The sequence below is a fragment of the Leptospiraceae bacterium genome, assembly GCA_025059995.1.
Taxonomy (GTDB): domain Bacteria; phylum Spirochaetota; class Leptospiria; order Leptospirales; family Leptonemataceae; genus SKYB61.
Map to the genome: position 1 here is coordinate 1 of JANXCF010000004.1, position 25,636 is coordinate 25,636.

30 protein-coding genes and 1 other RNA gene are annotated in these 25,636 nt (G+C 33.0%); 18 read left to right on the top strand and 13 right to left on the bottom strand.

All coding sequences use genetic code 11. The features are described 5' to 3' along the window. Nucleotides 1-280 (bottom strand): ABC transporter substrate-binding protein (locus NZ853_06565; GenBank protein ID MCS7205341.1); only part of this gene is annotated, 280 nt, incomplete at its 3' end. Nucleotides 281-464: 184 nt separating this feature from the next. Then, nucleotides 465-1,574 carry a fatty acid desaturase gene (locus NZ853_06570; protein MCS7205342.1) on the bottom strand — a complete coding sequence of 370 codons (1,110 nt, stop codon included), beginning with the start codon at nt 1,572-1,574 and terminating at the stop codon, nt 465-467. Between the two features lie 87 nt (nt 1,575-1,661). On the opposite strand from NZ853_06570, the gene rpiA reads away from it, so the two are divergent. The 3 genes from rpiA (at nt 1,662) to ssrA (ending at nt 3,663) form a co-directional block, all read left to right on the top strand. After that, complete coding sequence (gene rpiA / locus NZ853_06575) at nt 1,662-2,354, top strand: ribose 5-phosphate isomerase A (protein MCS7205343.1); 693 nt, start codon at nt 1,662-1,664, stop codon at nt 2,352-2,354. After that, on the top strand, nt 2,347-3,249 hold the full coding sequence (locus tag NZ853_06580; GenBank protein ID MCS7205344.1) for a fructosamine kinase family protein: 903 nt from the start codon (nt 2,347-2,349) through the stop codon (nt 3,247-3,249). The genes rpiA and NZ853_06580 overlap by 8 nt, the downstream gene beginning before the upstream one ends. A 69-nt stretch (nt 3,250-3,318) precedes the next feature. Continuing rightward, nucleotides 3,319-3,663, top strand: a transfer-messenger RNA (tmRNA) gene (gene ssrA, locus NZ853_06585). A gap of 1 nt (nt 3,664) precedes the next feature. Here the strand turns inward: ssrA and NZ853_06590 are convergent. Next, nucleotides 3,665-4,021, bottom strand: a complete 357-nt coding sequence (locus NZ853_06590) for a hypothetical protein (GenBank protein MCS7205345.1) — start codon at nt 4,019-4,021, stop codon at nt 3,665-3,667. A gap of 20 nt (nt 4,022-4,041) precedes the next feature. Next, entirely contained in the window at nt 4,042-5,070 is a 1,029-nt protein-coding gene (locus NZ853_06595; GenBank protein MCS7205346.1) for a hypothetical protein, read from the bottom strand. Nucleotides 5,071-5,226: 156 nt separating this feature from the next. On the opposite strand from NZ853_06595, the gene leuC reads away from it, so the two are divergent. From leuC to NZ853_06610, 3 genes are read left to right on the top strand one after another with little or no spacing between them, the layout of a single operon-like run. After that, complete coding sequence (gene leuC / locus NZ853_06600; protein MCS7205347.1) at nt 5,227-6,666, top strand: 3-isopropylmalate dehydratase large subunit; 1,440 nt, start codon at nt 5,227-5,229, stop codon at nt 6,664-6,666. 1 nt (nt 6,667) lies between these two features. Then, nucleotides 6,668-7,717 (top strand): hypothetical protein, encoded by a 1,050-nt coding sequence (locus NZ853_06605; GenBank protein ID MCS7205348.1) that lies wholly within the window; start codon nt 6,668-6,670, stop codon nt 7,715-7,717. Continuing rightward, a complete protein-coding gene (locus tag NZ853_06610; GenBank protein ID MCS7205349.1) occupies nt 7,714-8,319 on the top strand; it encodes a hypothetical protein in 606 nt (201 codons plus the stop codon). The genes NZ853_06605 and NZ853_06610 overlap by 4 nt, the downstream gene beginning before the upstream one ends. A gap of 155 nt (nt 8,320-8,474) precedes the next feature. Here NZ853_06610 and NZ853_06615 read toward each other — a convergent pair whose 3' ends face one another. Continuing rightward, nucleotides 8,475-8,957 (bottom strand): SRPBCC domain-containing protein, encoded by a 483-nt coding sequence (locus tag NZ853_06615; protein MCS7205350.1) that lies wholly within the window; start codon nt 8,955-8,957, stop codon nt 8,475-8,477. 104 nt (nt 8,958-9,061) lie between these two features. Between NZ853_06615 and NZ853_06620 the strand changes: the two genes are divergently transcribed. Both NZ853_06620 and NZ853_06625 read left to right on the top strand, forming a co-directional pair. Continuing rightward, nucleotides 9,062-9,949, top strand: a complete 888-nt coding sequence (locus tag NZ853_06620; GenBank protein ID MCS7205351.1) for an ROK family protein — start codon at nt 9,062-9,064, stop codon at nt 9,947-9,949. Between the two features lie 3 nt (nt 9,950-9,952). After that, entirely contained in the window at nt 9,953-10,918 is a 966-nt protein-coding gene (locus NZ853_06625) for a lauroyl acyltransferase (protein ID MCS7205352.1), read from the top strand. A gap of 13 nt (nt 10,919-10,931) precedes the next feature. On the opposite strand, the gene NZ853_06630 is transcribed toward NZ853_06625, so the two are convergent. The 3 genes from NZ853_06630 to dapF form a co-directional block, all read right to left on the bottom strand. Then, complete coding sequence (locus NZ853_06630; GenBank protein ID MCS7205353.1) at nt 10,932-11,567, bottom strand: hypothetical protein; 636 nt, start codon at nt 11,565-11,567, stop codon at nt 10,932-10,934. A 76-nt stretch (nt 11,568-11,643) separates the two neighbouring features. Then, entirely contained in the window at nt 11,644-12,585 is a 942-nt protein-coding gene (locus tag NZ853_06635; GenBank protein ID MCS7205354.1) for a hypothetical protein, read from the bottom strand. Nucleotides 12,586-12,651: 66 nt separating this feature from the next. After that, on the bottom strand, nt 12,652-13,521 hold the full coding sequence (gene dapF / locus NZ853_06640) for a diaminopimelate epimerase (GenBank protein MCS7205355.1): 870 nt from the start codon (nt 13,519-13,521) through the stop codon (nt 12,652-12,654). Between the two features lie 118 nt (nt 13,522-13,639). On the opposite strand from dapF, the gene NZ853_06645 reads away from it, so the two are divergent. The 3 genes from NZ853_06645 to NZ853_06655 are packed head-to-tail and all read left to right on the top strand — an operon-like array spanning nt 13,640 to nt 15,195. After that, a complete protein-coding gene (locus NZ853_06645) occupies nt 13,640-14,485 on the top strand; it encodes a hypothetical protein (GenBank protein ID MCS7205356.1) in 846 nt (281 codons plus the stop codon). 8 nt (nt 14,486-14,493) lie between these two features. Then, on the top strand, nt 14,494-14,841 hold the full coding sequence (locus NZ853_06650) for a hypothetical protein (protein ID MCS7205357.1): 348 nt from the start codon (nt 14,494-14,496) through the stop codon (nt 14,839-14,841). Nucleotides 14,842-14,853: 12 nt separating this feature from the next. Further along, complete coding sequence (locus NZ853_06655) at nt 14,854-15,195, top strand: STAS domain-containing protein (protein MCS7205358.1); 342 nt, start codon at nt 14,854-14,856, stop codon at nt 15,193-15,195. Here NZ853_06655 and NZ853_06660 read toward each other — a convergent pair whose 3' ends face one another. From NZ853_06660 to NZ853_06675, 4 genes are all read right to left on the bottom strand, one after another. Further along, a complete protein-coding gene (locus tag NZ853_06660; protein ID MCS7205359.1) occupies nt 15,196-16,023 on the bottom strand; it encodes a rhomboid family intramembrane serine protease in 828 nt (275 codons plus the stop codon). 83 nt (nt 16,024-16,106) lie between these two features. Then, complete coding sequence (locus tag NZ853_06665) at nt 16,107-16,484, bottom strand: hypothetical protein (GenBank protein ID MCS7205360.1); 378 nt, start codon at nt 16,482-16,484, stop codon at nt 16,107-16,109. Nucleotides 16,485-16,552: 68 nt separating this feature from the next. Then, entirely contained in the window at nt 16,553-17,260 is a 708-nt protein-coding gene (locus tag NZ853_06670; protein MCS7205361.1) for a hypothetical protein, read from the bottom strand. Continuing rightward, nucleotides 17,261-17,824 carry a hypothetical protein gene (locus tag NZ853_06675; protein MCS7205362.1) on the bottom strand — a complete coding sequence of 188 codons (564 nt, stop codon included), beginning with the start codon at nt 17,822-17,824 and terminating at the stop codon, nt 17,261-17,263. A gap of 85 nt (nt 17,825-17,909) precedes the next feature. Between NZ853_06675 and NZ853_06680 the strand changes: the two genes are divergently transcribed. Next, complete coding sequence (locus tag NZ853_06680; protein ID MCS7205363.1) at nt 17,910-18,716, top strand: menaquinone biosynthesis protein; 807 nt, start codon at nt 17,910-17,912, stop codon at nt 18,714-18,716. On the opposite strand, the gene NZ853_06685 is transcribed toward NZ853_06680, so the two are convergent. Then, the gene (locus tag NZ853_06685) at nt 18,694-19,317 is read right to left on the bottom strand and encodes a hypothetical protein (GenBank protein MCS7205364.1); all 624 of its coding nucleotides are present in this window, start codon (nt 19,315-19,317) and stop codon (nt 18,694-18,696) included. The two genes, NZ853_06680 and NZ853_06685, sit on opposite strands and share 23 nt — an antisense overlap. Nucleotides 19,318-19,373: 56 nt before the next feature. Between NZ853_06685 and ubiA the strand changes: the two genes are divergently transcribed. Genes ubiA through NZ853_06715 form a run of 6 tightly spaced genes read left to right on the top strand, consistent with a single transcriptional unit; the run spans nt 19,374 to nt 25,634 of the window. Beyond that, nucleotides 19,374-20,285, top strand: a complete 912-nt coding sequence (gene ubiA / locus NZ853_06690; GenBank protein ID MCS7205365.1) for a putative 4-hydroxybenzoate polyprenyltransferase — start codon at nt 19,374-19,376, stop codon at nt 20,283-20,285. Between the two features lie 7 nt (nt 20,286-20,292). Further along, on the top strand, nt 20,293-20,949 hold the full coding sequence (locus NZ853_06695; GenBank protein MCS7205366.1) for an LON peptidase substrate-binding domain-containing protein: 657 nt from the start codon (nt 20,293-20,295) through the stop codon (nt 20,947-20,949). A 9-nt stretch (nt 20,950-20,958) separates the two neighbouring features. Beyond that, a complete protein-coding gene (locus NZ853_06700) occupies nt 20,959-21,570 on the top strand; it encodes a UbiX family flavin prenyltransferase (GenBank protein ID MCS7205367.1) in 612 nt (203 codons plus the stop codon). Between the two features lie 14 nt (nt 21,571-21,584). Further along, nucleotides 21,585-22,838, top strand: coding sequence for a tyrosine--tRNA ligase (gene tyrS, locus NZ853_06705; protein MCS7205368.1), 1,254 nt, complete (start codon nt 21,585-21,587; stop codon nt 22,836-22,838). 8 nt (nt 22,839-22,846) lie between these two features. Continuing rightward, on the top strand, nt 22,847-24,442 hold the full coding sequence (locus tag NZ853_06710) for a serine/threonine-protein phosphatase (protein MCS7205369.1): 1,596 nt from the start codon (nt 22,847-22,849) through the stop codon (nt 24,440-24,442). A gap of 22 nt (nt 24,443-24,464) precedes the next feature. Beyond that, nucleotides 24,465-25,634 carry a hypothetical protein gene (locus NZ853_06715; protein ID MCS7205370.1) on the top strand — a complete coding sequence of 390 codons (1,170 nt, stop codon included), beginning with the start codon at nt 24,465-24,467 and terminating at the stop codon, nt 25,632-25,634. Nucleotides 25,635-25,636: the final 2 nt, after the last annotated feature.

The window sequence follows — 25,636 nt, forward strand, 5'->3', positions numbered from 1 at the left end:
CAGCGTCCATGACTTGGAGACCTGGGACGAGTTCACCTGCTGGATAGACTCTGATGTTGAATTTTCCGTTGGTCATCTTGCGAACATATTCTGCCATCACCTCAGCAGCACCATAGATGGTGTCCAAGCTTCTTGGGAAGCTCGATGCAAGTTTCCAGTTGATTTCAGGAAGATTATCGCCACCTCCAGCTTGACCTTGTGGTTTACATTGAGTTCCTAATGCCAATGCGCCTAAAGATGCAGGGATAAGTTTCAGCATGTCTTTCCTTGATATTTTCATAACTCTCTCCTTGGTTTGGATTTGGTTCTAAGTTCTTTAATTTAATTACCATAGAAATCTTTTTTAGGTAATTATCAACTATATTGTTTAAGATTTAAGAAAAATTAAATTCAAACAAAAAAGATTTTTTTAGGGTATGTAGGAAACTAAATTTACTTGATTAAACTAAGTAGGATGAACCTACTTAGTTTTGGAATTGAAGTTTTTTATAAAAGTAATGGTTGAACTCCTTTTCGAGGTCTTGGAATTTTTGTTTGAGTTCTTTTCTTTTTTGTGCGATGATTTTTTTCGAGTTTTCGATTGCTTGATCTTTATGAGAAAGGATTTGCTGTATGATTGCTTCTACTTGTTGTTTTTTTTCTTTGATTTTTTCTACAAGGTTTGATTCACTGAGATTTTTTATTTTTTGCTCTATAACTTCCAGTTTGGCTTGATAAATTCTTTCTTCTGGAGTGATATGTAAATCCCATGCCAGACCTAATTTCGATAGAATCCAAATAAACCACTTACTGGGATCATACTGCCATGGCAAAATGGCATTACGATAATCTCCAGGAAATTTATGATGAAAGTTGTGATAACCTTCGCCGAAAGTTAACAGAGCAGAAATCCAGCTATCGCGAGCTGTTTCACTCAAAGAATAAGGTTGTTTTCCAATAGCATGGCAAACCGAGTTTATGGCGAAAGTGCCGTGATGAACAATCACAGAGCGAACCAATCCAGCAATCAAAACTCCACCCCAGAAATCATTCCATAAAAGAGCTATCAAGCCTGGAAATAAGAACCCCATAAAAATTGCCATCGGAATAAAATACTTATGCTGAAAACGTATGAAGGGATCTTTCCATAAATCTCCCACTTTTTTGAAGTCGATTTCTGGCTTTCCTGGTTCTACACCTCTTTTGGAGAAAAGCCATAAAATATGTGCATACCAAAAACCTTTTTTGATAGAATATGGATCTTTTTCGGTATCTGTATATCGATGGTGATTTCGGTGATCAAATGCCCATTCAACAACTGACATCTCAAGAGCGGAACTACCAAATAAAATGTATAAATATTCAATCCACTTTTTGGTTTTATAACTTCGATGAGAGAAATGTCGATGATATCCTACTGTTATTGACATACCAGAGGCAACCCACATAAAAATCGCAAGAACTACCGTTTCCCATCTCCATAAATCATAGATAGTAAAGTAGATCAACACACCAGTGGCAAAGAAAGGACTTAAAACTAAATACAAAGTTGTTGGAATGTTTAATTCTTTGATTGTTTGTTTGATTGTTTTCATGCTTGTATTAGAAAAATCACTTTTAAAAGGGTTGCAAAAATTTTAAACTTGATCGCAGAAAAAATAGAAAAAAACAAAAATGCAGTCATGAAGGATGTATCTATAAATGTAAGCGAAAAAGAATTATCTGCCATAAAAGCTTTGGATTTTGTGAGAGGAAATAAAACCATTGGTTTAGGAACGGGTAGCACCACAGCAATTTTTATAAAAAAACTAGGAGAAAAAATCCAAAAAGAAAATCTCAATATTCTTACCTGCACTACTTCTTTTCAGTCATTTCTTTTAGCAAAAGAAGCAGGTATTCCTGTTTATCCTGTATCTTATTTTTCTGAGTTGGATTTAAGTGTTGATGGAGCTGATGAAGTGGACCCTAATTTTCAACTTATCAAAGGAGGTGGAGCAGCTCATACGATGGAAAAGATTGTTCACTCCATGAGTAAAACCTTTGTTTGTATTGTGGATTCAACGAAACAAGTCTCCAAGTTGGGAGAAAAATTCCCCATCCCAGTTGAGATCCTTCCTGAAGCAATTTCTTCTGTAAAAAAGCAATTACTTGAGATGGGAGCTCGAGACGTTCAACTACGAATGGCAGTAAAAAAAGACGGACCAGTGATAACTGATAACGGAAATTTTGTTCTCGATGTTCGATTTGATAATTTTGATCCGAAGGATTTAGAAATACGAATAAAATCTATTCCCGGTGTAGTGGAAAATGGGATATTTGCTATATATCGACCTCATTACGTAATTGTGGGGGGAAAAGAACTGAAACGTGATTAAAATCAACCACATCCGAGATTTGGTATTTAAACATATCGATAACTTAGATGAAGTAAAAGACGAAATCAAATTTTCTCATTTATCAACGAACTTATTTTCTCTTTTTTTGTTGGAAACAAAAAATGAAATTATACTCAAAGGCAAGAAACTCAATTACAAAAAAATTGCCATTAAAGATACCCATCCTATTACGATGGCAGAAGCAGAGTTCGACGGCTTAGAAAAACTAAAATCCTTTGGTGCCCGAGTGCCAGACCCTATTGTAGTTCTAATGGATTCTAACACTTCTTTACTCGTGATGGAATTCGTCCCAAAAACATCAATCAATGTGAAGTCAAAACGAGACCTGATTCATTCTTTAAAAAATCTTTATAAAAATACAAATATCACCTATGGGTATCATAAAAATAACTATGTGGGGGTTTTACAACAAGTAAATCAGGAAACAAAATCATTTTTAGATTTTTGGTGGGCAACTCGTATTGAACCCATGATGGATTTAGCCATCGAAAAAGGACATTTTCAAAAACTTCACAAAGAGCAACTCTATAAGATTATAAAAACTAAAGTAGAATCTTGGAATTTAGACAAAGACATGCCAAGACCAGTGCACGGAGATCTTTGGAGTGGGAATTTACTTTTTTCTGAGGAGTTTGCCTATCTCATTGATCCTTCGTTTGGGTTTTCTCATCCGATGCAAGATTTTGCTATGTTGGAGCTCTTTGGAAGTCCTTTGTCATTCTCTGATTATCAAGAAATTGCACTAGAATGCAAATTTCGAGTTCATCCCGAAATGATTGAGTTCTTCCAGATTTACCCCTTGCTGGTTCATGTGAATATTTTTGGAACATTTTATAAAAGAGATGTTATTAATTATATCAAAAAAAATTCTTGAAAAAAACCGAAGATCAAAGTAAAAAAAGATTGACATCTACTCGAATTTTTTTAGAATATATAAAAAAAGGGGGACGAATTGGCTTCGACTGCTGGGAGCGTATCGTAGCCTGCATGCGGAGTTGGGAACTCCTAAAAACCCCCAAAAAAAGTGCAAACAACGAATACGCTCTCGCTGCCTAATTGGCAGTGAGCGCCCCTTACAACCTACCCTTCTGGGTTGCATGTGGGTGCCAAAAGAAAGAAGGGCTTTGTTATTAGTACTGAGCAGCTAATAACAAAGTATCAAGTGCTCAGGTCCAGAAAGGAGGTCGCCTATGCACCATCTTTCTGGCACTATGAAGCATAGGCTAAGCATGTAGATGGCTACGAGGCGCACGGTAGGACGCGGGTTCGAATCCCGCCGTCTCCAAAAATCAGTGATGATGAGATTCTAATTCTTCTAGCTCATTTCGAAGAAATTTTTCCACTGCCAACTTGGGATCAGTCTCAGAAGTGATGATTACTTTTTTCCCCCTCTGTCCCATCCGATGTACAAAGCCATGCCCAGCAGAACCTGTGATGAAAACATCTACATCATCTAAAGGATGAGGAGTTTCTGGAGTTGCATTTATGTTGTGAAAGAAATTATGAAAAACATACTCTTTGGGAATTTCTTGAGGGTATTGATCTGTTATTTGGTTTCCTTCAACTTCAAAGATCAAGAAGCGAAAGGTTTTTCCCGCATGTCCAGTGATGGTTTGAAAGTTCTGACTCGTAATAGCAATTTTCATATTCCCTTCCCTTTTTGTTATTAAACTTTTGACGGAAATAAACTTTGAGTTTTTGGAACTAATACGTATTTTTTGCCCAGTAAAGATACCACTGTCGGTTGGATCAAAATGCCCAAAATGATGGGAACCATCACTAAGATGCCTTCTTGAGTTTCACCGAAAGCAGAAATAGCAATTCCTAAGCTTATGATATGGTATCTTAAAAACGTGGAAAGAAATAATGGAATTACTTCGTCATCTTTAAGAAAGCGTTTGATTCCAAAAACAAAAACAAAAAACATCGCAATGTAGTATAAGAATATAGCAGGAATTACGATGAGAGTATTCAAAACATTTTGAAACACATATTGACTATTTTCTAGACTCATAAGCAAAAACATTACAAGCATCAATCCTAAATTAGATATACCCGAGAAAATTTCTTTGTTATTTTGTAGGAATTCAGTGTTGTTGGTTTTTCTAAAATACAGTCTCGTAAGATATGCAAGAATCATAGGAACAACGATGATAAAGAAAATTTTTTCTATGATGACCCAGCTGTTGATAGTGAAGTCTGATTTCAAGATAAAATTAGACAAGATAGGAACAAATATTGGCACCAAAAGGAATGCTGTGATGATGTTAAACGAAACAAGTAAAATCCCCATCTTCATATTTCCTTTGAATTGATGGATCCAGTTCAAAGTCAAACCACTTGTAGGAATACTTCCAATCAAAAGTAATCCAATGGCTAAGTATACATTTTGTTGCAAAAACAATAATATAATACCAATGGCAATAATAGGAGATATAAGAAAATTCACAAGGAAGCTCACCCACAAAACTTTCGAAAAGTTTTTGAATTCTTTAAAAGAGTCTTCTATCTTTAAGTTGATCATAATGGGATATACCATAAAAAACATAGCCGCACCGCAAATGACTCTACTAAATTCCATAGGATAAAAATAGCCCTTTACTGCCCCCAATACCAATGCACTAACAATCAATAGACTTAGATTTTCTCTAACCCATTGAAAAAAACTCAATACTTGATTTCGATTAATTGCCATATTTTCCTCCTTTTAACAAATAACAAAAAAAAACGATCATTTTTGTTTGTCAAACTATATACTTATACATGGTATAAGTATGTTGAGAAAAAAAATATTGATATTAAGTAAACATAAATCAATTGTCATTGAGAGTTTTTTTATTTTTATGGTTTTATGCCTAAGACTTTATATGACAAAATTTGGGAATCCCATTTGGTTTATGATGATGGAAAAACAAGCTTGATATTTGTTGATAGGCATTTAGTTCATGAAGTTACATCTCCTCAAGCTTTTGACGGGTTGCGCATTAACAAACGTAAGGTTCGAAGACCCGATTTAACGTTTGCAACTATGGATCATAACGTTTCCACGAGAACCCGTGATTGGAATGGAGCAGGAGAAATCTCCCGACTTCAAATGGAAACCTTAAAGAAAAACTGTGAAGAATTTGGCATCAAACTATTCGATATCCAACATCCCGATCAAGGAATTGTTCATGTGATTGGTCCCGAGATGGGGCTTACTCTACCTGGAACGGTGATTGTTTGTGGGGATTCTCATACCAGCACGCACGGTGCTTTTGGAGCTCTGGCTTTCGGTATTGGAACAAGTGAAGTAGAACATGTTTTAGCAACACAAACCTTGCAGCAAAAAAAATCTAAAAACATGCTAATCAAAATTGATGGAGAACTTCCCTTTGGTGTGACAGCAAAAGATGTGATTTTATACATCATAGGAAAAATCACAACAAAAGGAGGAACTGGATATGTCATAGAATATGCAGGAAGCACGATTGAATTACTATCTATGGAAGCTCGTATGACGATATGTAATATGTCCATAGAAGCTGGAGCCAGAGCAGGACTTGTAGCTCCCGATGAAAAAACCTTTGCTTACTTAAAAGATCGAGATTATGCTCCAAAAGGCAAAGACTTTGAACGTGCCGTTGAATACTGGAGGAACTTGAGATCCGATCAAGATGCTGTTTATGATAAAGTGTTTGAATTCCGAGCTGAAGACATTGAGCCTATGGTGACTTGGGGAACGAATCCAGGACAAGTAGTTTCTGTGAGGGATGTGGTTCCTGATCCAGAAAAGCTCAAAGATCCAATAGAAAGAGAATCCGCACGGCAAGCTTTACGATATATGGATTTAAAACCAGGAACCCCTATAGTGGATATTAAAATAGACAAAGTTTTTATAGGTTCTTGTACAAACTCACGAATTGAAGATTTACGAAAAGCGGCAACCATTGTAAAAGAAAAACTAAAAGAAGGAAAAAAAGTTCATCCCAGGGTTCAGGCAATCGTTGTTCCTGGTTCGGGTAGAGTTTATCGTCAAGCTGTGGAGGAAGGACTGGACCAAATCTTCAAAGAAGCTGGGTTTGAGTGGAGATTTGCCGGCTGTTCTATGTGTTTGGCAATGAATGATGATTATCTTTTAGAAGGAGAGCGTTGTGCTTCTACTTCGAATCGGAATTTTGAAGGACGACAGGGAAGAGGAGGAAGAACCCATCTGGTAAGTCCCGAAATGGCAGCAGCTGCTGCATTAGAAGGTCATTTCGTAGATATTAGAGAATATGTAAAAAAAGAAGTCTTGATGGCAAAACCATAAATTGATCCCAAAACAAGAAATCATCCCAGAGTTTTTGAAAAAGCTGATACAATGGTTTTCCAATCATCAACGAAGACTTTCATTTCGAAACACAAAAGAACCATACAAGATTTGGATTGCAGAAGTGATGCTTCAACAAACCCGCATAGGAAGTGTTGTGAATTCTTTTCAAAGCAAATATGACTCTTTCATTCAAAAGTTTCCTGATGTTTTCTCATTGGCACAAGCTCCCGTAGAAGAAGTATATCGGGCATGGAGCGGTTTGGGTTATTATCAGAGAGCTAAAAACCTTCATAAAACAGCGCAAATCCTTGTAGAGAAGTATCAAGGTAATTTCCCAAAATCATACCAAGAACTTCTAAAACTTCCGGGGATTGGAGATTATACAGCTTCTGCGATTTTGAGTATTGCCTTCGATCTTCCTTATGCGGTTTTTGATGGGAATGTTCGAAGAGTGATTTTTCGTTTTTTTTATTTTTACGCTAAAGAATGGAAGGACGTAAAAGCAAAAGAAATTTCTCAGTTCATACTTACAGAATATCGACCTACTCCTTCTTTGTATAATCAAGCTCTGATGGAACTGGGTTCTACGATTTGCATCCAAAAATTCCCAAAGTGCAGTGTTTGTGTTGTGAAAGAATATTGTGATGCCACATCATTACCACGAGAAGTGATCCAAAACATCCCGAAAAACAAAAAAACCCCAAAAACCAAAAAACAACTTTACGTTTATATTATAACCAAACAGGACCAGTTTCTCTTAGTAAAAAACCAAAATCTATTTTTTAAACATCATTACTCTTTTCCTTTTTTTGAGAAAAAACTCTCAGAACTCGAAAATGTAGTTCATTTAGGAAATATCCGACATCATATCATGAATTACGAGGTCCATGCGAATGTTTTTTTCGTTGATTATGAAGGATTCCAAAAATATTTCAATAATAACCAAGATTTCATATGGGTAACCAAGGAAAAAATCGAACATTATCTTTACACAAGCTTCTTCAAAAAAATCTATCATTTGTATCAGTCTTATTCGTTATTTCTTTGAGTTTTTCTTGTAAGAGTTATTTACAAAAACGAGCTCATGACTTCGGAGACATCATCACACTTCAGGTTCATACTGACACCTACGGAGTGACATCACGAATTAGCTTTCTCAAACTCGGTTTACTTTATCAAGATGAAGATAAGTTTAGTTTTGGATTTCAAAATGCTAATTTGGGACAAGTCCAATCCCAAGAATTTCAAATCATTTTTCTCGGCTCAGAGAATTTCAAAGGCATAAAAGATCCCCATGATCCTAAGTTAGAAAAAGAATTCCAAAACGAAGTTCAAAACCAAATCCCAAACCAAATCCCAGAAAGATATATTAAATACTGGCAAAAAATACAGAAGGCATTGCAACAAAATCAAGAGCTCGAGAGAAGAAAAAAACTCTACCAAGCTCATTTTCCTTGGGGCACAAGAAACCCACATAGAAGATCGAATTTTTTCTTAAAAGAAAAAGGTTCTTTTAGCAATCCTGAGATTTTTGGAGATGTGCGATTTACTTTTGGACTCTATGGAGGAATTACGTTTGGACTTCATGTCTTTGAGCTTTTTGATTTTCTTTTTGGGATTTTTGGTTTAGATTTGTTAAAAGATGACTGAAAAATTCTATTTCTTTTTCTTTATAGTGGTTTTTCTCGGGTGATTGTAATATCATCACGTTTTTAGGTTTTTTTTAGTTTAATACATCTTCTTTTGTGATATGCGATAAAAGTTCTTACTCAGTTAAACAGACTGAAGGGAAAATCTTTTTTATTTTAGCTCTTCTTCTTGATTTTTTCTTTTTTTTGGACTTGTTGGGCAAAGTAGAGATTTTCAAGATATGCTTTTAGTGGTCCAAGGTAATACTCTCCCCAGCCGTATTCATGTTTCTTTTTGATTTTCTTATCAGGAAATTGGGAATGAGAGAGCTTGAGCCTTGTTCCGCTTCGTTCATCGGATAACTCTATGACTACAATGGAATCTTTCCAATCGGGTTTCCAGTCTTTTTCGCGAAGAGTCATGACGATCTTTTCATTTTCCACGAAATCCAAAACTAACCCATAGATTTCTCCGTCCCAAAGGTGATACTTTCCTCCGGCTTTTAAATGAAATTTTGATGGACCACCTCCCCATTCATTGATGTATTCTGAATCGGTAATCCCTTTAAACACCCATTCCCGTGGTGCGTGGATCCATTCATTTTCTTTGATGATGTCTTCGTTTTTTTCTTCTTCATAGGAGATAAGAACAGTTTTCATGATCTAATTATCGATGAAACAACCACCACAAATAAACATCAATAAACATGAAAAACGATTGAGAATAAGGTAATATCAAAAAAACCATATTTTTATTTTGAGATATGGAATATCGTGTTGGAATTGATTTGGGTGGAACCAAAACCGAGATCCTTCTTCTCAACTCAAATCAAGAAGTTCTTCTCAGAGAGAGAATCCCCACCGATAAGTCTTCTTATGAAAGTATCCTTCATACCATCCAGAATTTATACAAAAAAGCATTAAGCCACATCCCATCTGGGAAAGAATTTACTTTGGGCATGGGAATTCCTGGTATAATTGATCCCGAGACTGATGTAGTCATCAATGCCAACACTACAATTCTCATTGGAAAGCCCTTAAAAAAAGACCTCGAAGCTCTCCTTGAGCATCCCATCTTTATTGAAAACGATGCCAATTGTTTTGCTTTGGCAGAAGCTATGGCTGGAGCTGGAAAGGAATTTTCTTTTGTTTTTGGTGTGATTATGGGAACAGGTTGTGGTGGTGGTTTTGTGATGGATAAAAAAATTCATCGGGGACGACATGGAATAGCAGGAGAATGGGGACATTTCTCCATCGATCCTTCAGGGGAACAGTGTTGGTGTGGCAACAGAGGATGTATCGAAACTTTGATTTCAGGAAGTGGAGTTGAAAATCAATACTACAAACTCACAAAAGAAAAAATCAGTATGAAAGAGATTGTCGAAAGAGCAAAAAAGAGTCTCTCACCGGCAAAAGAAGTTTTTGAAAAATTTCTTGATGACTATGGAAGAGCTGTGGGAGGTATCATTTCAACTTTTGATCCGGATGTGATTGTATTGGGTGGTGGCTTATCAAACATCGAAGAACTCTATACCATAGGCTATGAAAAAGTCAAAAAATATACTTTTTATCACAACGTAAAAACTCCCATCAAAAAAAACCAACTGGGAGACTCCGCTGGCGTTTTTGGTGCTGCTTGGTTAGGGATTTAAAATATGAAAAACTTTGTAAATTTTATTTTGTATTTAATCTTCCTTGGAGTCGGTTTTTTATTTCGAATTCTGACTTACAAGCAAGCTCAGAGGCTGGGATATCTCGTAGTTTTAGTTTTATCGTTCATTGTGAAGAAATACAAAAAAATCATCCTACAAAACTTGGAGTTTGCTTTTCCAAATGAAACAAAAGAATTTTATCAAAAAATTTACAGAGAAAACCTTAAGCACTTGGGAAGACTACTTGCTGATACTTTTTTAAAAAAAAGAATGAATAAAGACTGGTTCGAAAAACACCTATTGAAAACCGAAGAAACTCATCAAATAGAAAAAGAAATCCAAGAAAAACTACAAAATAATGAGCCCGTAATTCTCATTAGTGGGCATTTAGGAACTTGGGAAAATCTTGCTCAATATGTAGGCTATCGATTTTATCCCAAAGCTGGGATTATTTATAAAGCCATCAAGAATCCATTTTTGGATCGATGGTTTTTGAAGGCTCGAACCCTTACGGGAGCAAGACTCTTCGAGATGGAAGAAGCAATTGTTGCCGTAAGGTTTCTTCAAAATGGGAATCTCTTGGGGTTTGCTGCCGATCAAAATGCAGGTGGAGCAGGGATTATGATCCCTTTTTTGAACCGTCCAGCCTCTACCTACAAAGGACCCGCCTTCATGGGAACCATGAGCCATGCAAATTTGTATTTCATCACCATGCTGCACAAAGACAAAGGAAAACTTTTACTACATTATCAATACTTGGGACGAATCCCCAAAAGTGACAAACAAAATCGAGAATACATCATAGAAGAATGGACAAAAAAGTGGATGAAATCATTAGAGACGTTTATCAAAATCTATCCTGAGCAATATTTTTGGGTCCACCAACGATGGAAAACCACCCCCGAAATCATGAAGTATTTCGAAGAACAAAAACTCAAAAAACGCGGATACCTACAGAAAAAGGAGTAAGGGAATGAATTCTCTATTTTTTTCTTAGGACATAAAAATCAATTGGGTAGAAAAATACATTACTATTGGACATAACCTTAGTATCTCTTAATTCTTTTTCGTATTTTTTGTATAGATAGTATTTAGCTAAAGAAACTATATTTAATTCTGGTATTTCGGGGATTGAGTCGGCATGAAATAGTAAATCATAATCTTTTAGCATTTCTTTAATTTCTCTTTTATCAAGGCTAACAAAACTTTGCATAAAAGGAGTAATGATTACAATATCACCAGATTCTATTGTTGATGGCTCGAATTCTCTTGCATAAGTATATGGGCTATTTTTATTCTCTTTTATATATTTTAATAATTGAAAGCCACCAACATTAGCTTTTAAATCGAATTCATGGTGATTAAGACCTCTGAATTCTAAAAACTTTTCATAACTTGTAAAATTATGTGCTCCACTACTAAAATCAGTGTTATAAAGAAAAATTGATAACCTTTTTTCATTACCAGAGTTATCTTTGATATAAGATACAAGAAAATCTATTGTATTTTGAAAATTTACTTGCATGCTTTTGTAAAGGGATAATAAATGTAGGGTTGTTGGAATACCATTTATTAAAATAATGAGTAATGTTAAACTGAACAAAAATTTAAATAACATTTTTTTGTATAATTCTTTAAAATAATACAAAATAGGCAATAATCCAAAGGCATAGATGGGCAGTAAATAATAATGACTAAAAAACTTTAGATAAAAAAGAAATATAGACAAATAAAAAAAAGTAGAAAAAAGTAGAAAAAAGTAAGGAGTCATGAAATATATCTGGTTTTTTTTCTTTTAATATTAATATTTCATGGATTCTCAAGATGATTGCAGGTAGGATAATAAAGAAAATTATGGGTTCATACATGCTATATCTAAAAGAGTTTTTTAAAAAATTCAAAATCCACTGTGCTTCCGTTGCACCGTATGGAGTTTCACCTTTATTTATATAGACAATGAAAAAATACAAAACAATAAAAATAAAAGATGAAACTATAAGTAAATAATCTAAAAGCTTTTGCTTTGGGTTCAATTCTTTCCATCCAAATAGAAGATGAAAAAAAGCAAAGCTACCAAGCATCAAAAAAACTGGCTCTTTATAATAGAGTGCTATGTTAGCAAAAATCAGACTTAGAATTATATATAAAGGTTTTTGATCTTTTTGATATTTGAGAAAAAAGATCAAAAACAAAATCAATAAAAAAAACACATTTCTTTCTGAGAGAAGCAATCTATGCCATGAAGACACAAAGGAGGGTAGAAAAATTAAAATAAGGATCACAAAAAAAATCACTTTTTTATCTTTTATATAATCTTTTAACAGGTAATAAATCAAATAAACAACGATAAAAAACTGTATAGAATTAAATCCGAAAAAGAAATACGGAGAGGTTGAAAACAGAGCTACAAAATTGTATTCAAAACCAAGAAGAGGAAAGAATCTTCCAACTTCTGGCAATACAAAAGAATCAATTGGTAAAGGTTTTCCTTTTAATAGATTATCAACGAAAACATAATCATCAATTGCACTAAAATTTGCATTGATAACAATTAGTAGTCCGTAAACTATTATTATGAAGGGAAAAACCACACTAAACCAATCAATTTTCTTGTAATTTAGAATTTTCAGGTTCATATGTTTTTTTTTTTTTGCATCTTAGGTCAATTTTTTTCTTCTATAAAATACAAAATTTCGTAGATTTCACCAAAACAAAAAAAAGTCTCTCATGAGTTCGCCTTTGTAGACGAATTTGGCTTTGCCTGTCATGTAGATATGATTTGTGTTTTCGTTCCATTCAATCTCTAGATCACCACCATCTAAATGGATGGTGTTTTTTCGGGGTAAGCCCTTTTCTATAACACTTGCCACTAAAACTGCGCAGGCACCACTACCACATGCTAAGGTTTCTCCTGAGCCCCTTTCCCATGTTCGTTGGTACAGGGTTTTGTCCTCTAAGATTTCCACAAATTCCACGTTGGTTCTTTCAGGGAACGAAGAATGATGTTCTATTTTTGGTCCGATTTCTTTTAGTGGGATCGTTTTTGCATCTTCAACGAAAAAGACACAATGAGGGTTTCCCATAGAAACAACGATCCCTTCTTTATCAATGAGGGTTGGATCATAAAAGCGATTTTGTTCTTGGTTCATCGTGCTTTTGTAGGGAATTTTCTCTACATCAAGTATGGGTTCTCCCATGTCAACTTTGATGATCCCAAAGGTATCAAAATCATTAAGAATTTGGATTTGATGAATCCCAACTCCAGATTCAACAAGAAAATCTTTTTGATGGTATTTTTTAAATAAATAAAGACCTACAGACCTTAAGGCATTCCCACAGATTTTTGAGTATGAACCATCAGAATTCCACATCCACATTTTGGCTAATGCTATATCACTTTTGGCAATAACAACAATCCCATCAGCTCCAACACCGAACCTTCGATCACAAATCAGGGGTATGACTTTTTCATTCACTCTTGAAGGATGAAATTCCAAATCAAGAAAATCAAAGTAGATATAATCATTTCCAGTAGCCTCCATTTTGAAGAAAACTTGCTTCAAATCCATCATGATGAATTTTCTAATTTCTTTTAAGTTCGAAATCAAAATTCCATCACAGAAAAAAAATTTTAAAAAAGTATCAGTTTTAAAGATAAATAAAATAAAAAAACCTTTGGGGGAGGATAGGATGAAATTTGAAAGAAATAAAAGTTCTATCGAAAAACAAATGCAGCTTTTATACGAAGAATATTTGAAAACAAATAACTTAGCTCCTCTCTTTGAGATGATATATCAGGTTTTCCCAAAGATTCTTCTTCGGTATTACAGAAACTATGATTTTGTTTACGATACTATTGTTGATTTCATTGAAAATGATTTAAAAAAAACCATTGCTTATTATCAAAATTTAAATGATGATGTGAGTTTTTATCGGTATTTATACAAAGCCATAAGAAACCATATTTATACCCTTGATAGAAAAGCCAAAAGGCAATCGATAGAGTATATTCAATTCTCATCAAAAGAAGAAAAAATCATCCCTTTTCGACGTAATATTGAAGAAAACAAAAATGAAATTTCTGATTTCTGGTTTTACCTTAGCCAAGCACTCAAACAATTGAATTTAGAAGATGTTTTGGTTTTCAAATTAAGCCATGATATCCCCTTAAATACCGATGAATTGGTTTACTTGATCCAACGATTAGGATATGAAAAAACAAAAAGATTCTTAAGAAATTATAGAGCAAAAAAAGAAAGGTTTATCGAAAAAAACTTCAAAAACGAAATCAGGCTCAATAGAAAATATTACAAAAAGTTTTATGATAAAGAGAATCCTTTCTTGCAAAGTCATTTTAACTTCACACAAAAAACAATATTTAGGATTGATTACCGACCCAAATTCAAAGATATATCTCAATTACTGAATGTATCCCAGAGCAAAATCCACTATACAATCAACAAAGTGAAAAAGCATCTAAAAGAATATTTACGTTTGTACAAAAACAATAATGGTTTTTCATCTCTAGCAGCCTAAAAAGAATTATGGAAATCACAATCTACTCAGATATTATTAAATTCAAAAATATTGTAGTTGTAATAGAAATATTCAAAAACTCATCAGAAGAAAGGTTTTTGAAATTTACAAAAATTGATTATCAAGATAAACTTTTATTTGTCGGTGAGAAGTCATTGAGTCCTTACCAAGAAAGTTTGAGTAAAGACTTAGTTCAGCTCATCATTCTAAACAAAAATAAAAAACAAGAAATACAGATATATGAAATCAAAAAAGAATTGACATTCAATTTAGATAAAGTTAGTAGTGGAAATTATAGATTCTTACTTCGAAAAGGAACAGAAACAAAAGAAATATTAGGTATTAACCTACATTGATGGAAGAATTATATGAAGTTAAAAATCACAACCAAGAATGATGTAGTTATAGTGTCTATTGAAGGTGCCATCAAATCTGGTGATGAATATCAATTAGCCGAAAGAATGGAACAATACATCAAACCAAACGTAGCTCCAAAGTTCATCATTGATATGAAAAAAGTACCTTTTATTAATTCTCAAGCATTAGGGCTTTTTTTACATATTTACAAACATATAGATTATTTAAAGGGAAGGATAGTTTTTTGTGGATTGAACTCTGATATTGAGTCCTTAATGAATCTAACCCAACTTTCGAATGTTTTTGAAATTTATAAAACTTTAGATGAAGCATTGGAAAGTTTCGAAGATTGATCATTCAATGATATAAAACTTGCCTGTTTCTGGATCAAAGTAGATTTTACGAGTTCTTGTCTTTGGAGTAGGCTCATCACGTTCATCCCACGAGTCAAAAGTAAATGGATATTTTCTGAGGTCTTGTCGTAATTCCTCTATGTTTTTTATTCTTTCCTCTATTTCTTCTTCTAATTCTTCATATGGATCTTTGTAAGTATATAATTGGTTATCTCCTATTTTGAGTTGTAGTGCCAATTTTGTATATAAAAAGCCACCGATGAAACCACCAAAGTGTCCGATGTGGGATATATTCGAAGATGAGTCAATGAATGCCAAAACCAGAGAGCCAAGGCCAAAAATGAGAGCAGCAGTTCTTGCTTTCATGGGAAAGAAAAAGACAAACAAAGTGGACTTTGGGTAAAAGATTGCCAAAGCAGCAAGCAACCCCATCACAGCACCAGAAGCTCCTATGGTTGGAATGGTCAAATCCGACTGAAATAGCACTACAAAAAGAGAGCCAAAAAGTCCAGAAATAAAATAAAGCCAAGTAAATGGAATCGAACCAATAGTAACTTCAATTGCGGAGCCTAAGCTCCACAAAGCTATCATGTTGACTAAAAGATGTAATGATAATCCTTGATAGCCATGAAGAAACATAGCAGTGAAAGGTTGCCAAAAAGAACCATTCCAAAATTCCACAGGAACAAGTCCAAACTGAAAGTAAAACTCTTGTAGCCATAGTGGATCGGATTTAATGTAAACTCCATAAATCAAAATAAACAAGTGAATGGTTATATTCAGAAAAATTAATGTTTTTGTGATTAAAGGATTCTTTCGATATTGCATTATGTTTTTTAATAAATTCAGAAATTTTCTTTTTGTAAATATTTTTTTAGCTTTATTTATGGGAAAGTAAGAAGAATTTTATTTCAATAGGATTTGGAAATCAAAAAAACACCAATCAAGATAAAGATCGTTCCCAAAAATCTTTCTGTTGTTACGTTTTCTCCAGCGTAGATACCATAGAGTAAAGTAATCAAATAACCCAACGACATGAGGGGTCGAACAAAAGATAGGTCTGCATAACTTAGCGTTATTAACCACAGTATAACAGAAATCCCATAGCTCAAAAAAATCAACCACAGATAAAAGGATTTTATCGCAGACAGAAAATAAATAAACCAATTGCTAATTTGATGGATTGGGAAAGGTCCTAAGGAATTCATCATGATCTTCATGAAGATCTGACCTAAAGCACCAAAAAAAATAGAAATCAAAAGAAAAACATAAATCATCCACGTTTTCATTGGCTTGGACTTTTTATTGGGTTTTTAAATTCAATGATTTTTTTGTATTTTAGAAAAGATTTCTTTCATTAAAGAACCTCGAAATCTGTTAAATGATATTCCAAAAGAATCATATTTTTAGGTAAGGATTCCAAGTTATTTTTATGAATATTGTAATGTAGTTCTCTTAGATTGATTTTTTCATTAAAAACAGGAGTATGAACGTAAAGCTTTGAATTAATAGGCATTTCAATGGATTGTTTTTTTATTTGGGTTTCAGCAACACCAATGGGGATTCCTGATCTGGTCGGGAAATGAAAGGAGTCTTTGTGGATCAAAATCAAAGGAGGATAACCAAAAGAAAAGAACTGACCTATCTGAAAAATATCATCAATAAAGTAATTCTCTTGCAAGTTGGATTGAATGGTAAAATAACAAAAATAAAAATAGATTTCTTTTTGTTTGTGTATTTGTTCTAATTCATTGATTAAACCATATGGATTATCTTCTGAAAGAAATTTTTGATACAAAGATGTGTTTTCTAAAGCAATTTTATGATGGTTGTTTAATTCTAAAAAAGACTTTTCATAGGGAAAGGAAATAAAAGAAAATTTGATTTGTTCGTCTTGTTTGTAATTGAGAAAGAATAAATTAACATATTCGAACTTTTGTAAAAGGATGAATTCCTTTCCGTATTTTTGAGTGGAATTAAAGTAATGATAGATATTATTTTGATACCTCAAATAACCTGTTCCAAGAAATCTTTTAATTTTGATGTTTAATTTTTCGATGAACATTTATAAAAATTGAATGTCTTTTTTTAAATCTTCCCATTTTTCAGTAGTTTTTTCTTTATCTTCAGATGAAATCAATATTTCTACATAATGGCTTTGATGATTGAGGTGGATGGAAAGAAAAAACCAATTGCTTTGTCTGTATTGAAATAGGCGAGCATTTTTGTTTTTCACAAAAATCCATCCTTTTTTTTCTATTATGCAACCTTGACACTCTTTCGAAAAATCGAATTCAAAGTCAGGCTTTCTTATGTCTTTGAACTGAGTATCTCCTTCTCTACTAACTTTTATTTGAATTCGATATAAAAGCTTTTCGTCTGTTGAAGATGATTTCGAAAGCCACTCAAAATCATAAATATTACTAAAACCTATTTTTGTGATAGTGTTTCGAAAATTAGGTTCTAGCTCCAAAGATATGACTCTTTCCTCATCGATAAAGGTTTGTTTACTTGATAGGATGTTTAAACTGTCTTTTAATGTATCTCCAATTGAAAGAATCTGTTCTGTTTTACAGTTAATAGAAAAAATAAAAAGAAATACCATCAGTATCGTCCGTAAATGTAACATATGCAAAAATATCAAAAATAATGAATTCTTATTGTAAATCATAAAATGATATGCATTAAGACTTTCTTTAAAAAAGTGAATAAAAATGCCAAAAGAAAAAACTCCTTTAAGAATAGGCACTGTGAAGTTTCTCAATGCAAAGCCTTTAGATTATGGTTTCTTGCATAAAGAAAAATGGCAAAATGTTTCTTTTCTTCCACTTTATGATTATCAAATCATCGAAGATATCCCTTCTACTTTAGTGAATATGCTATTGGAAAAAAAAATTGATATTGGTCTTATCAGTTCTGTTGAGGTATTAAGAAATCAAGACCTTCTTGATTACTACCCCCATTTGGGTGTATGCGCTCATAAAAGGGTAGCTTCAATTTTGTTTTTGAAACAAGAATTTTTTTTTGATAGACCAGTTAAAAGAATCTACTTAGACATCAGCTCAAGAAGTTCTGTTGCCTTGTTAAAAGTTCTTTATTACAAAACCTTTCAAGAACTGCCGGAATTTATTTACGAACATCCCGATAGAATCATCAAGCAGATTCAGAACTCACCCGATACTGCAGGTCTTATTATCGGAGACCCTGCCATACAAGTTTTTTTGAATTCTTATGGGTTTTTCGTTAAAGATTTAGCTGAGTGGTGGTATGAATTTACACAACTTCCTTTTGTTTTTGCTCTGTGGTCCTTCTCGAAGGAGCTCATATTCCAGAAAGAAATCTTTCAAGAATCTTATGAACTGGGTCGTCAATCCCTCGAACAAATCATCAAGCAATCCCCCTTCCCTAAAGAATTTTCTTTTGAGTATCTAACAAAAATCTTACACTATCAAATCACAAAAAAAGAATGGGAATCCCTTCAGCTTTTCTCAAAATACCTCATGGAATTGGGTTTAATGTGATAGTAACATACCATGTTGTTGGATTTTTTGAATCAAGGGTTCTTTCCAAAGGAAAATGGAAATTCAAAACCCCGGGTGCAGGAAGATTCCCCAAATTCGAGACAATACTAAAATGAGTGGGAACCAAAATTTTGAACTTTAAGCTTCTATTTGCGAATTTTTCGTAGATGAAATTATAAACCCAACTGAAAATTTGATCTTGAGAATTATAATTAGCAGCAGTAGGAAAAGTTCGATAGAGATGGAATTCATTTTTGTTGCGAACAATGTTTTCTAATCCATAGAGACGCTTTTCTAAATCCATGATGTATCGGAATTCATATTCTAAATTCACTTGTTTATAGATAAAATTTTCACTCAGTGCTTCTGTATCTTGAACCATAAAATTACTTAGCTTTATGTCATAAATCTTTTCGTATTCACTTTTAATAACAGGCAAAAAATAAATCAAGCTTTTGCCGGTTTGTTTTGAAATGGGAACTTTGTATTCAATTTGAACTCTTCCCGATAAATTGGGATAAAGTATCAAAGTTTCGCTATACTCAAAACAAGAAAAAATTACCAAAAAGAAAACGATGAATGATTTTTTAAAATAATTCATATCGATTGTTCAAAAAATAATAGGAAAAAACCCATAAAAGAAATTTTTTATTCTATATGAAAAATTCTCATTCTTTGATGGAAATCCTTCAAAATTACCTACAAATGATTAAGTTTTCTCATACGATTTTTGCTTTGCCTTTTGCTGGGATAGCTCTTGTAGAAATCCTTTATTGGAATTACTTTAAAGAAAACCATTTACAATGGAGCCTTCAAGATACCTTGATAAAAACTTTTGGCATCATTATGTGCATGATTACGTTAAGAAGTGCAGCTATGGGATTCAATCGAATTGTAGATCGTAAATTTGATGCTCTAAATCCGCGAACTTCAAATCGAGAAATCCCTTCGGGGAAAATTTCGCTAAATGAAGCTTATGCTTTTGTTTTGATTTCTTCAGTTTTGTTTATTTTATTTGCGTTTTTGATTAATCCTATTGCGGGCTTTTTGTCTCCAATTGTGGTGTTTCTTACGTTCTTTTATTCTTTTACGAAACGTTTTACGTTTTTGTGTCATTACATTTTGGGTTTTGCGATTGGTTTAGCTCCGATGGCGGTAAGTGTAGCTCTCCTTAGCAAGATTGAACTCTATACTGTTCTATTATCTTTGGCTCTTATGTTTTATATAGCAGGTTTTGACATTTTGTATGCTTGTCAGGATTATGAGTTTGATCAAAAAATGAATTTGCATTCCATTCCTGTAAAGTTGGGAATTTCAAAGGCACTAATTGTTGCAAGAGTAAATCACGTTTTGTCTTTTTTGTTTTTGTTAGGTTTTTATTTCACTCGTTCACTCAACTTGATTTTTTTGATTACGATTTTGATTGTGGGATTTTTGTTCTTTTTTGAACATTTTCTGGTACGTGGTGGAAGATTAGAGAAAATCCCTGTTGCTTTTTTTCATGTCAATTCTGTGATTAGTTCTGTTTTATTTTTTGGTTTGCTTTTAGACCGCTGGTTATTTTTTTAAAAATTCAATGGAAAGATACATACCCCTATTTCCGCTAAGCACAGTCCTCTTTCCGGGAGTAAGTATTGATATTCAAGTGTTTGAAGAACGATACAAAAAAATGGTCGTTTCCGTTTTGAATACCAACAAGCAAATTGGGATTTTTTGTATCAAAGAAGGTATTGAAGCTCACGGACCTTTACCTATTCCTTATGAATACGGCACCTTAGGTCAGATCTATCAGCATGATCCAATCGAAAACTTATATAGCAAAAATAGTGTTTTTCGCATGAGCGTAATGGGTTTAAAGAAAATCAAACTCATCCACTACTACGAGTCGGTAGAAAAGTATTATATTGGAAATGTAATCATTGATGAAGAATATCTACATAATGTTCAAATCAGCACAGAAGAAAAAGAATATTTTTTTTCTGAGGCGAAGTTTTATTTAAAACATCAAAGTTTTGAAAATTTAGATCGAATTGACCCCAACAACGTTGTGCTATTGTGCCACCTGACTTTGCATTTTTTGAACATCCCCCTTGAGGAAAAACAAAAACTCTTAGAATTATCTTCATTTCAAGAACGGTGGAATAGAACTCTACAAATCCTGAAGTACAAAAATCAAATCATTCATCAAATAGAAAAAACCCATCGGTTTCAACAAGAAGATGTTTTCAATTAATCACATTACATGGAAAAAAACTCCTTTCGTTTTGTAATTGGCATTAGTGGTGCTAGTGGTATAATCTACGGTGTTCATTTTTTGAAAACTTTAGCAAGTCATGTTAAAGGAGAAAGCCATGTGATTATTTCAGAAGCAGCAAAGCTGGTCCTTGCAAAAGAAATGGAAATTACCATTAAGTCAGATAGAGAATTCATTGAATTTTGTTTAAAAGATATTACTACACCTCAACATGAATTTATTCTTGAGAATAACAAAAATTTAGGGGCAAAACCGGCAAGTGGTTCATATCTTCATGATGGCATGATCATCATTCCTTGTTCCATGAAAACCATTAGTGGAATTGCTAACGGTTATAGTAATAATTTAATAGAACGAGCCGCTGATGTGGTTTTGAAAGAACGACGAAAATTGATTGTTGTACCCAGAGAAACACCATTGAATTTGATCCACATAGAAAATATGCGAAAAATCCTTTTGGCAGGTGGGATAGTTCTTCCTGCTTCCCCAGGATTTTATCATAAGCCCAAAACCATCGAGGACTTGTTGAATTTCATAAGCGGAAAAATTTTGAATCTACTTGGGATTCCTCAAAATGTGTTTTCCTCTTGGAAAGGATAAATTTTTTGCATACCATGACCTTCGTGGACGATAAACTATTAAAAGAGTTTTCTGAAAAGACTATCTCTGATTTTGAAGTTCTCAAACGAGGTACAGAAGAAATCATACCTGTATATGATCTCTTAAAAAAACTCGAGAAAAGTCATACCCAAAAAACCCCCCTAAAAGTAAAAGCGGGTTTTGATCCAACAGCTCCAGATTTACATTTGGGGCATTACGTTCTTTTGAGAAAACTTAAACAATTTCAAGACCTTGGACATGAGGTTTATTTTTTGATTGGGGATTTCACGGGCATGATTGGTGATCCCACGGGAAGATCCAAAACCCGAAAACGACTAACGGAAGAAGAAGTCAAAGAAAATGCTAAAACCTATGAAAAACAAGTATTTAAAATTCTTAATCCTCAAAAAACCAAAATTGTTTTTAATTCTCATTGGTTGAAAAAGCTTACTTTCGAGGAAGTTTTGAACCTAACAGCAAAATACACTGTGGCTCGAATGCTAGAACGTGATGATTTCAAAAAACGCTACGAGTCAGGAGAAAGCATAAGCTTGATTGAATTCATGTATCCTTTAGTCCAGGGATATGACTCAGTTGCTCTAAAAGCTGACATAGAATTAGGAGGAACGGATCAAAAATTCAATCTTCTCGTTGGTAGAGCACTTCAAGAGGAATATCAGCAAGAACCTCAAGTCATCATTACACTGCCATTATTGGTTGGATTAGACGGGGTTCAAAAAATGTCAAAATCCTATCAAAACTACATTGGCATTGATGAAGAACCTTATAGTATCTTTGCCAAGATCATGTCCATATCAGATGAGCTAATGTGGAGATACTACGAACTACTAACAGATGTTCCAGAAGAAGAAATCCAACAACGAAAAAACGATCCTTTTGAAGCGAAGAAGTTATTAGCAGTTGAAATCATAAATCAATTGCACCCACTTCCAGAAAGATCCGGAGAAAAAGCAAGAGAGATTTGGGAAAAAGAAAAGAGCTCTGCAAAACAATCCCAATTAGTACTTCCACCAAACACACCCGTGTATCATGTGCCAGAAAATATAAAAGAAATAAAATTAGCTCAAGTTTTGTTGGAGGCAAAAATCGAAGAAAGTATGACCTCCATCAAAAAACTATTTGAATCAGGAGCCATCAAAATAGGTGATAATTTAGAAACCATCACCGCAAGAGATTACACATTAAAATTCCCAGGAGAATACAAAATCAAAATCGGAAAGAAGAAATATTTATTGGTAAAAGGCTAAACTATTACATGAATTTTAAGACCTTTCTAAGAAATAACATATTTTATATTTTCTTTATTTTGACTTTTTTTGATGTCATCTATATTGTGCATGAATACTGGGAGTTTTATAGGATCAGTGAAAATATCAGTAAAGTAGTTTTGACAAGAAATAATTATGATGATATAGTAAACACATATCAATCAATCTTTCATGATCTAAAAAGTCTCACAATCTATCGAAACCAGGAAGTCATCTTTTTTAAAAAAAATGAAATTCTGGATTATCATTTTGATATCAAATTTAGAAGAAAATTTAATTTACAAAACCAAGAATTGAATTTAATCTTTGTATTTTCTTTTCTTTTGAGAGATTTTGGTTGGTTTAATTTGTTTAGTATTATTTTGATTTCAATATTTTTTATTTCAATTAATACGTATCTATCAAAAATACTACAACATAAAAAAAAGAGGCAAACCGATTATTTTTTGTTGTTTCAGCTTTATGATTCCTTAAAGGTTTTTTCTATACATTCAGAAAATATCGAATATCAATATATAGTTCAGCAGTTTACCAAGTTTGTTTTTAAAAATACAATCTTAACTTTAGGTGGAGATTATATCTACTTAGACAAAATCGAATTAAGAAATCGGTCTTATGTTTTTTTCATTAATGCTGATGCGATGGGAAAGTCCTTGAAAGGTTTATTGGGTATACTTGTCTTGGCTTCTGTTTTGATTGCCATTTTGAGAAGAACTCAAAAAAGAAAAATCGAAAAACAAAGATTTCCTGATACTTGGTTAAAATATGTTTACCTTGAAATTCAAGAGGTTCTTGAGACCTTCAATGGTTCTATGTTAATTTCCGCTGTGATTGGATTAATTGATGAGAGAAATTATTGTATGTATTACATCAACTTAGATCATCCCAGAATTATCCTTCAAAGAGGGAATGAATATCAATTTATTGAATCTAAAATCTATCAAAAATTAGGTTTTCCTGGTTCTACAGAAGTAATTGAGATTCATAGACTATTCTTGAATAAAAGTGATAGCATCTATGTTGGTTCAGATGGAAAAGATGAAGTGCTAATAAACGGTCAAGTCAACCAAAATGAAAACCTCAGCCTTGAGCTCTTAAGACAGACAGAAGGTGATATAAAAAAATTTTACAAATCACTGAAATCAAACTTTGAATTCCAAGATGATTTTTCTATGTTGAAAATTACCATCAAAAAAGAATCTGAAGAATCTCAAGCATTAGTATCTAAAGATGAAGTAGAAAAGAAAGCATTTCGTTTATACAAAGAAAAGCGCTACAACGAGATTGTCGATAACTTTCATCATTATGCTCATGAATATCCTGTTAGTGATAATATTTTGTATTTTTACTCTGTTAGTTGTAGAAAACTCAACAGAATCGAAGAAGAAATCGAAATCGGGGAACGGCTCTGGAACTTCAATAAATCCCATATCAAAAATTTCATACGATTACTTTATTGTTATCAAAATTTAAAAAATCAAGAACGAGTGGAATCTTTAATCGAAGAGTTTATAAAGTTTCATAAAAATGAAAGTATGATTCAAAAAATCCAAAAACGGCTCAAATTAAAATTGAAAGCATAAAAAAATAAAGAATTTTGTTTTTATGAAAAGCAAAAAAAGATATTTAATAATTTTGATTTTATCTTTTAGTTTTAATCTTTACCCTCAAAAAAATCCAAGGATTGAAATCGATATTCAATTTTCATCTGACTACATTTGGAGAGGGCATAACTTTTATAGGGATTATAATATCCAAAAAAAAGAAAGTTATAAATCAATTAATGGAGCATGGTCCTTTCAGCCAAGTATAACATGGTATACTCCATTGAATGGGTTATATGTAAATTTATTTTCTTCTTTTGCATTAGTAGGACAAAATGACAAAGATATCGATCAAAGATTACAAACAAATCCAAGAATGCCATTTATTAAAAACCGAACTTCTTTGTTGGATTATATATTTGATTCTTCACTCAATATAATAGATGATCTCCAAAATACATTGCCTAATTCTAACTTTATACTGGATTATGAAAACTTACCAAATTTTTATCGTGAACCAGTAGGTTTACGTCGTTTTAATGAATTGGATATTACGATAGGTTATGATTCAGAAAACAAAATGGGCAAAATAGGATTTGGTATCATGCATTTCAAATACGCATCCCCTTTAAGTGTGGGTATACCTTATGGAACTGAAATTTTTCTTACATATTCTTTTCCAAATCTTGAAGGCATTGAACTTGGAATTCATGAAGACATCGTGGTCAATACAATTTATTATTCTATCTCTTTTGATAATGGTTTTTATATTACTAATGAATTATTTTCTGAATATGAAATACAATTTGGATATTATGTTCTTCACGAGATTCAAGGCATAAGTGATATTACTTTTACCTATCGATTTGTGCATGATAGCGGTTTTTATCTTGGCTTTAACGCTACTTATACTCCTGATCGTACCTTTCAAGATTACTTTTTTGGTTCGGGCGATCCATTGGACACAGAATTTGATCCAAACCAACAGAAAGTTATGAATGCTGTATATAAAACAGACTTACCTATTGAAATAAATGGCTTCAGTTCAATTTATGATGGAAAAGTTGCAGATCCATCTAAAACCACAGGTCCCATAAATGAATACATCAATAAAAAAATCAATGAAGATATAGCGAATTTATTTGGAATTCCTTACAAATATGTTCCAAGACAAAAGCTTCCAAATTCCTATTATTGGATTAATTTCGGCTATCGATATGCTTTTGAGTGAAG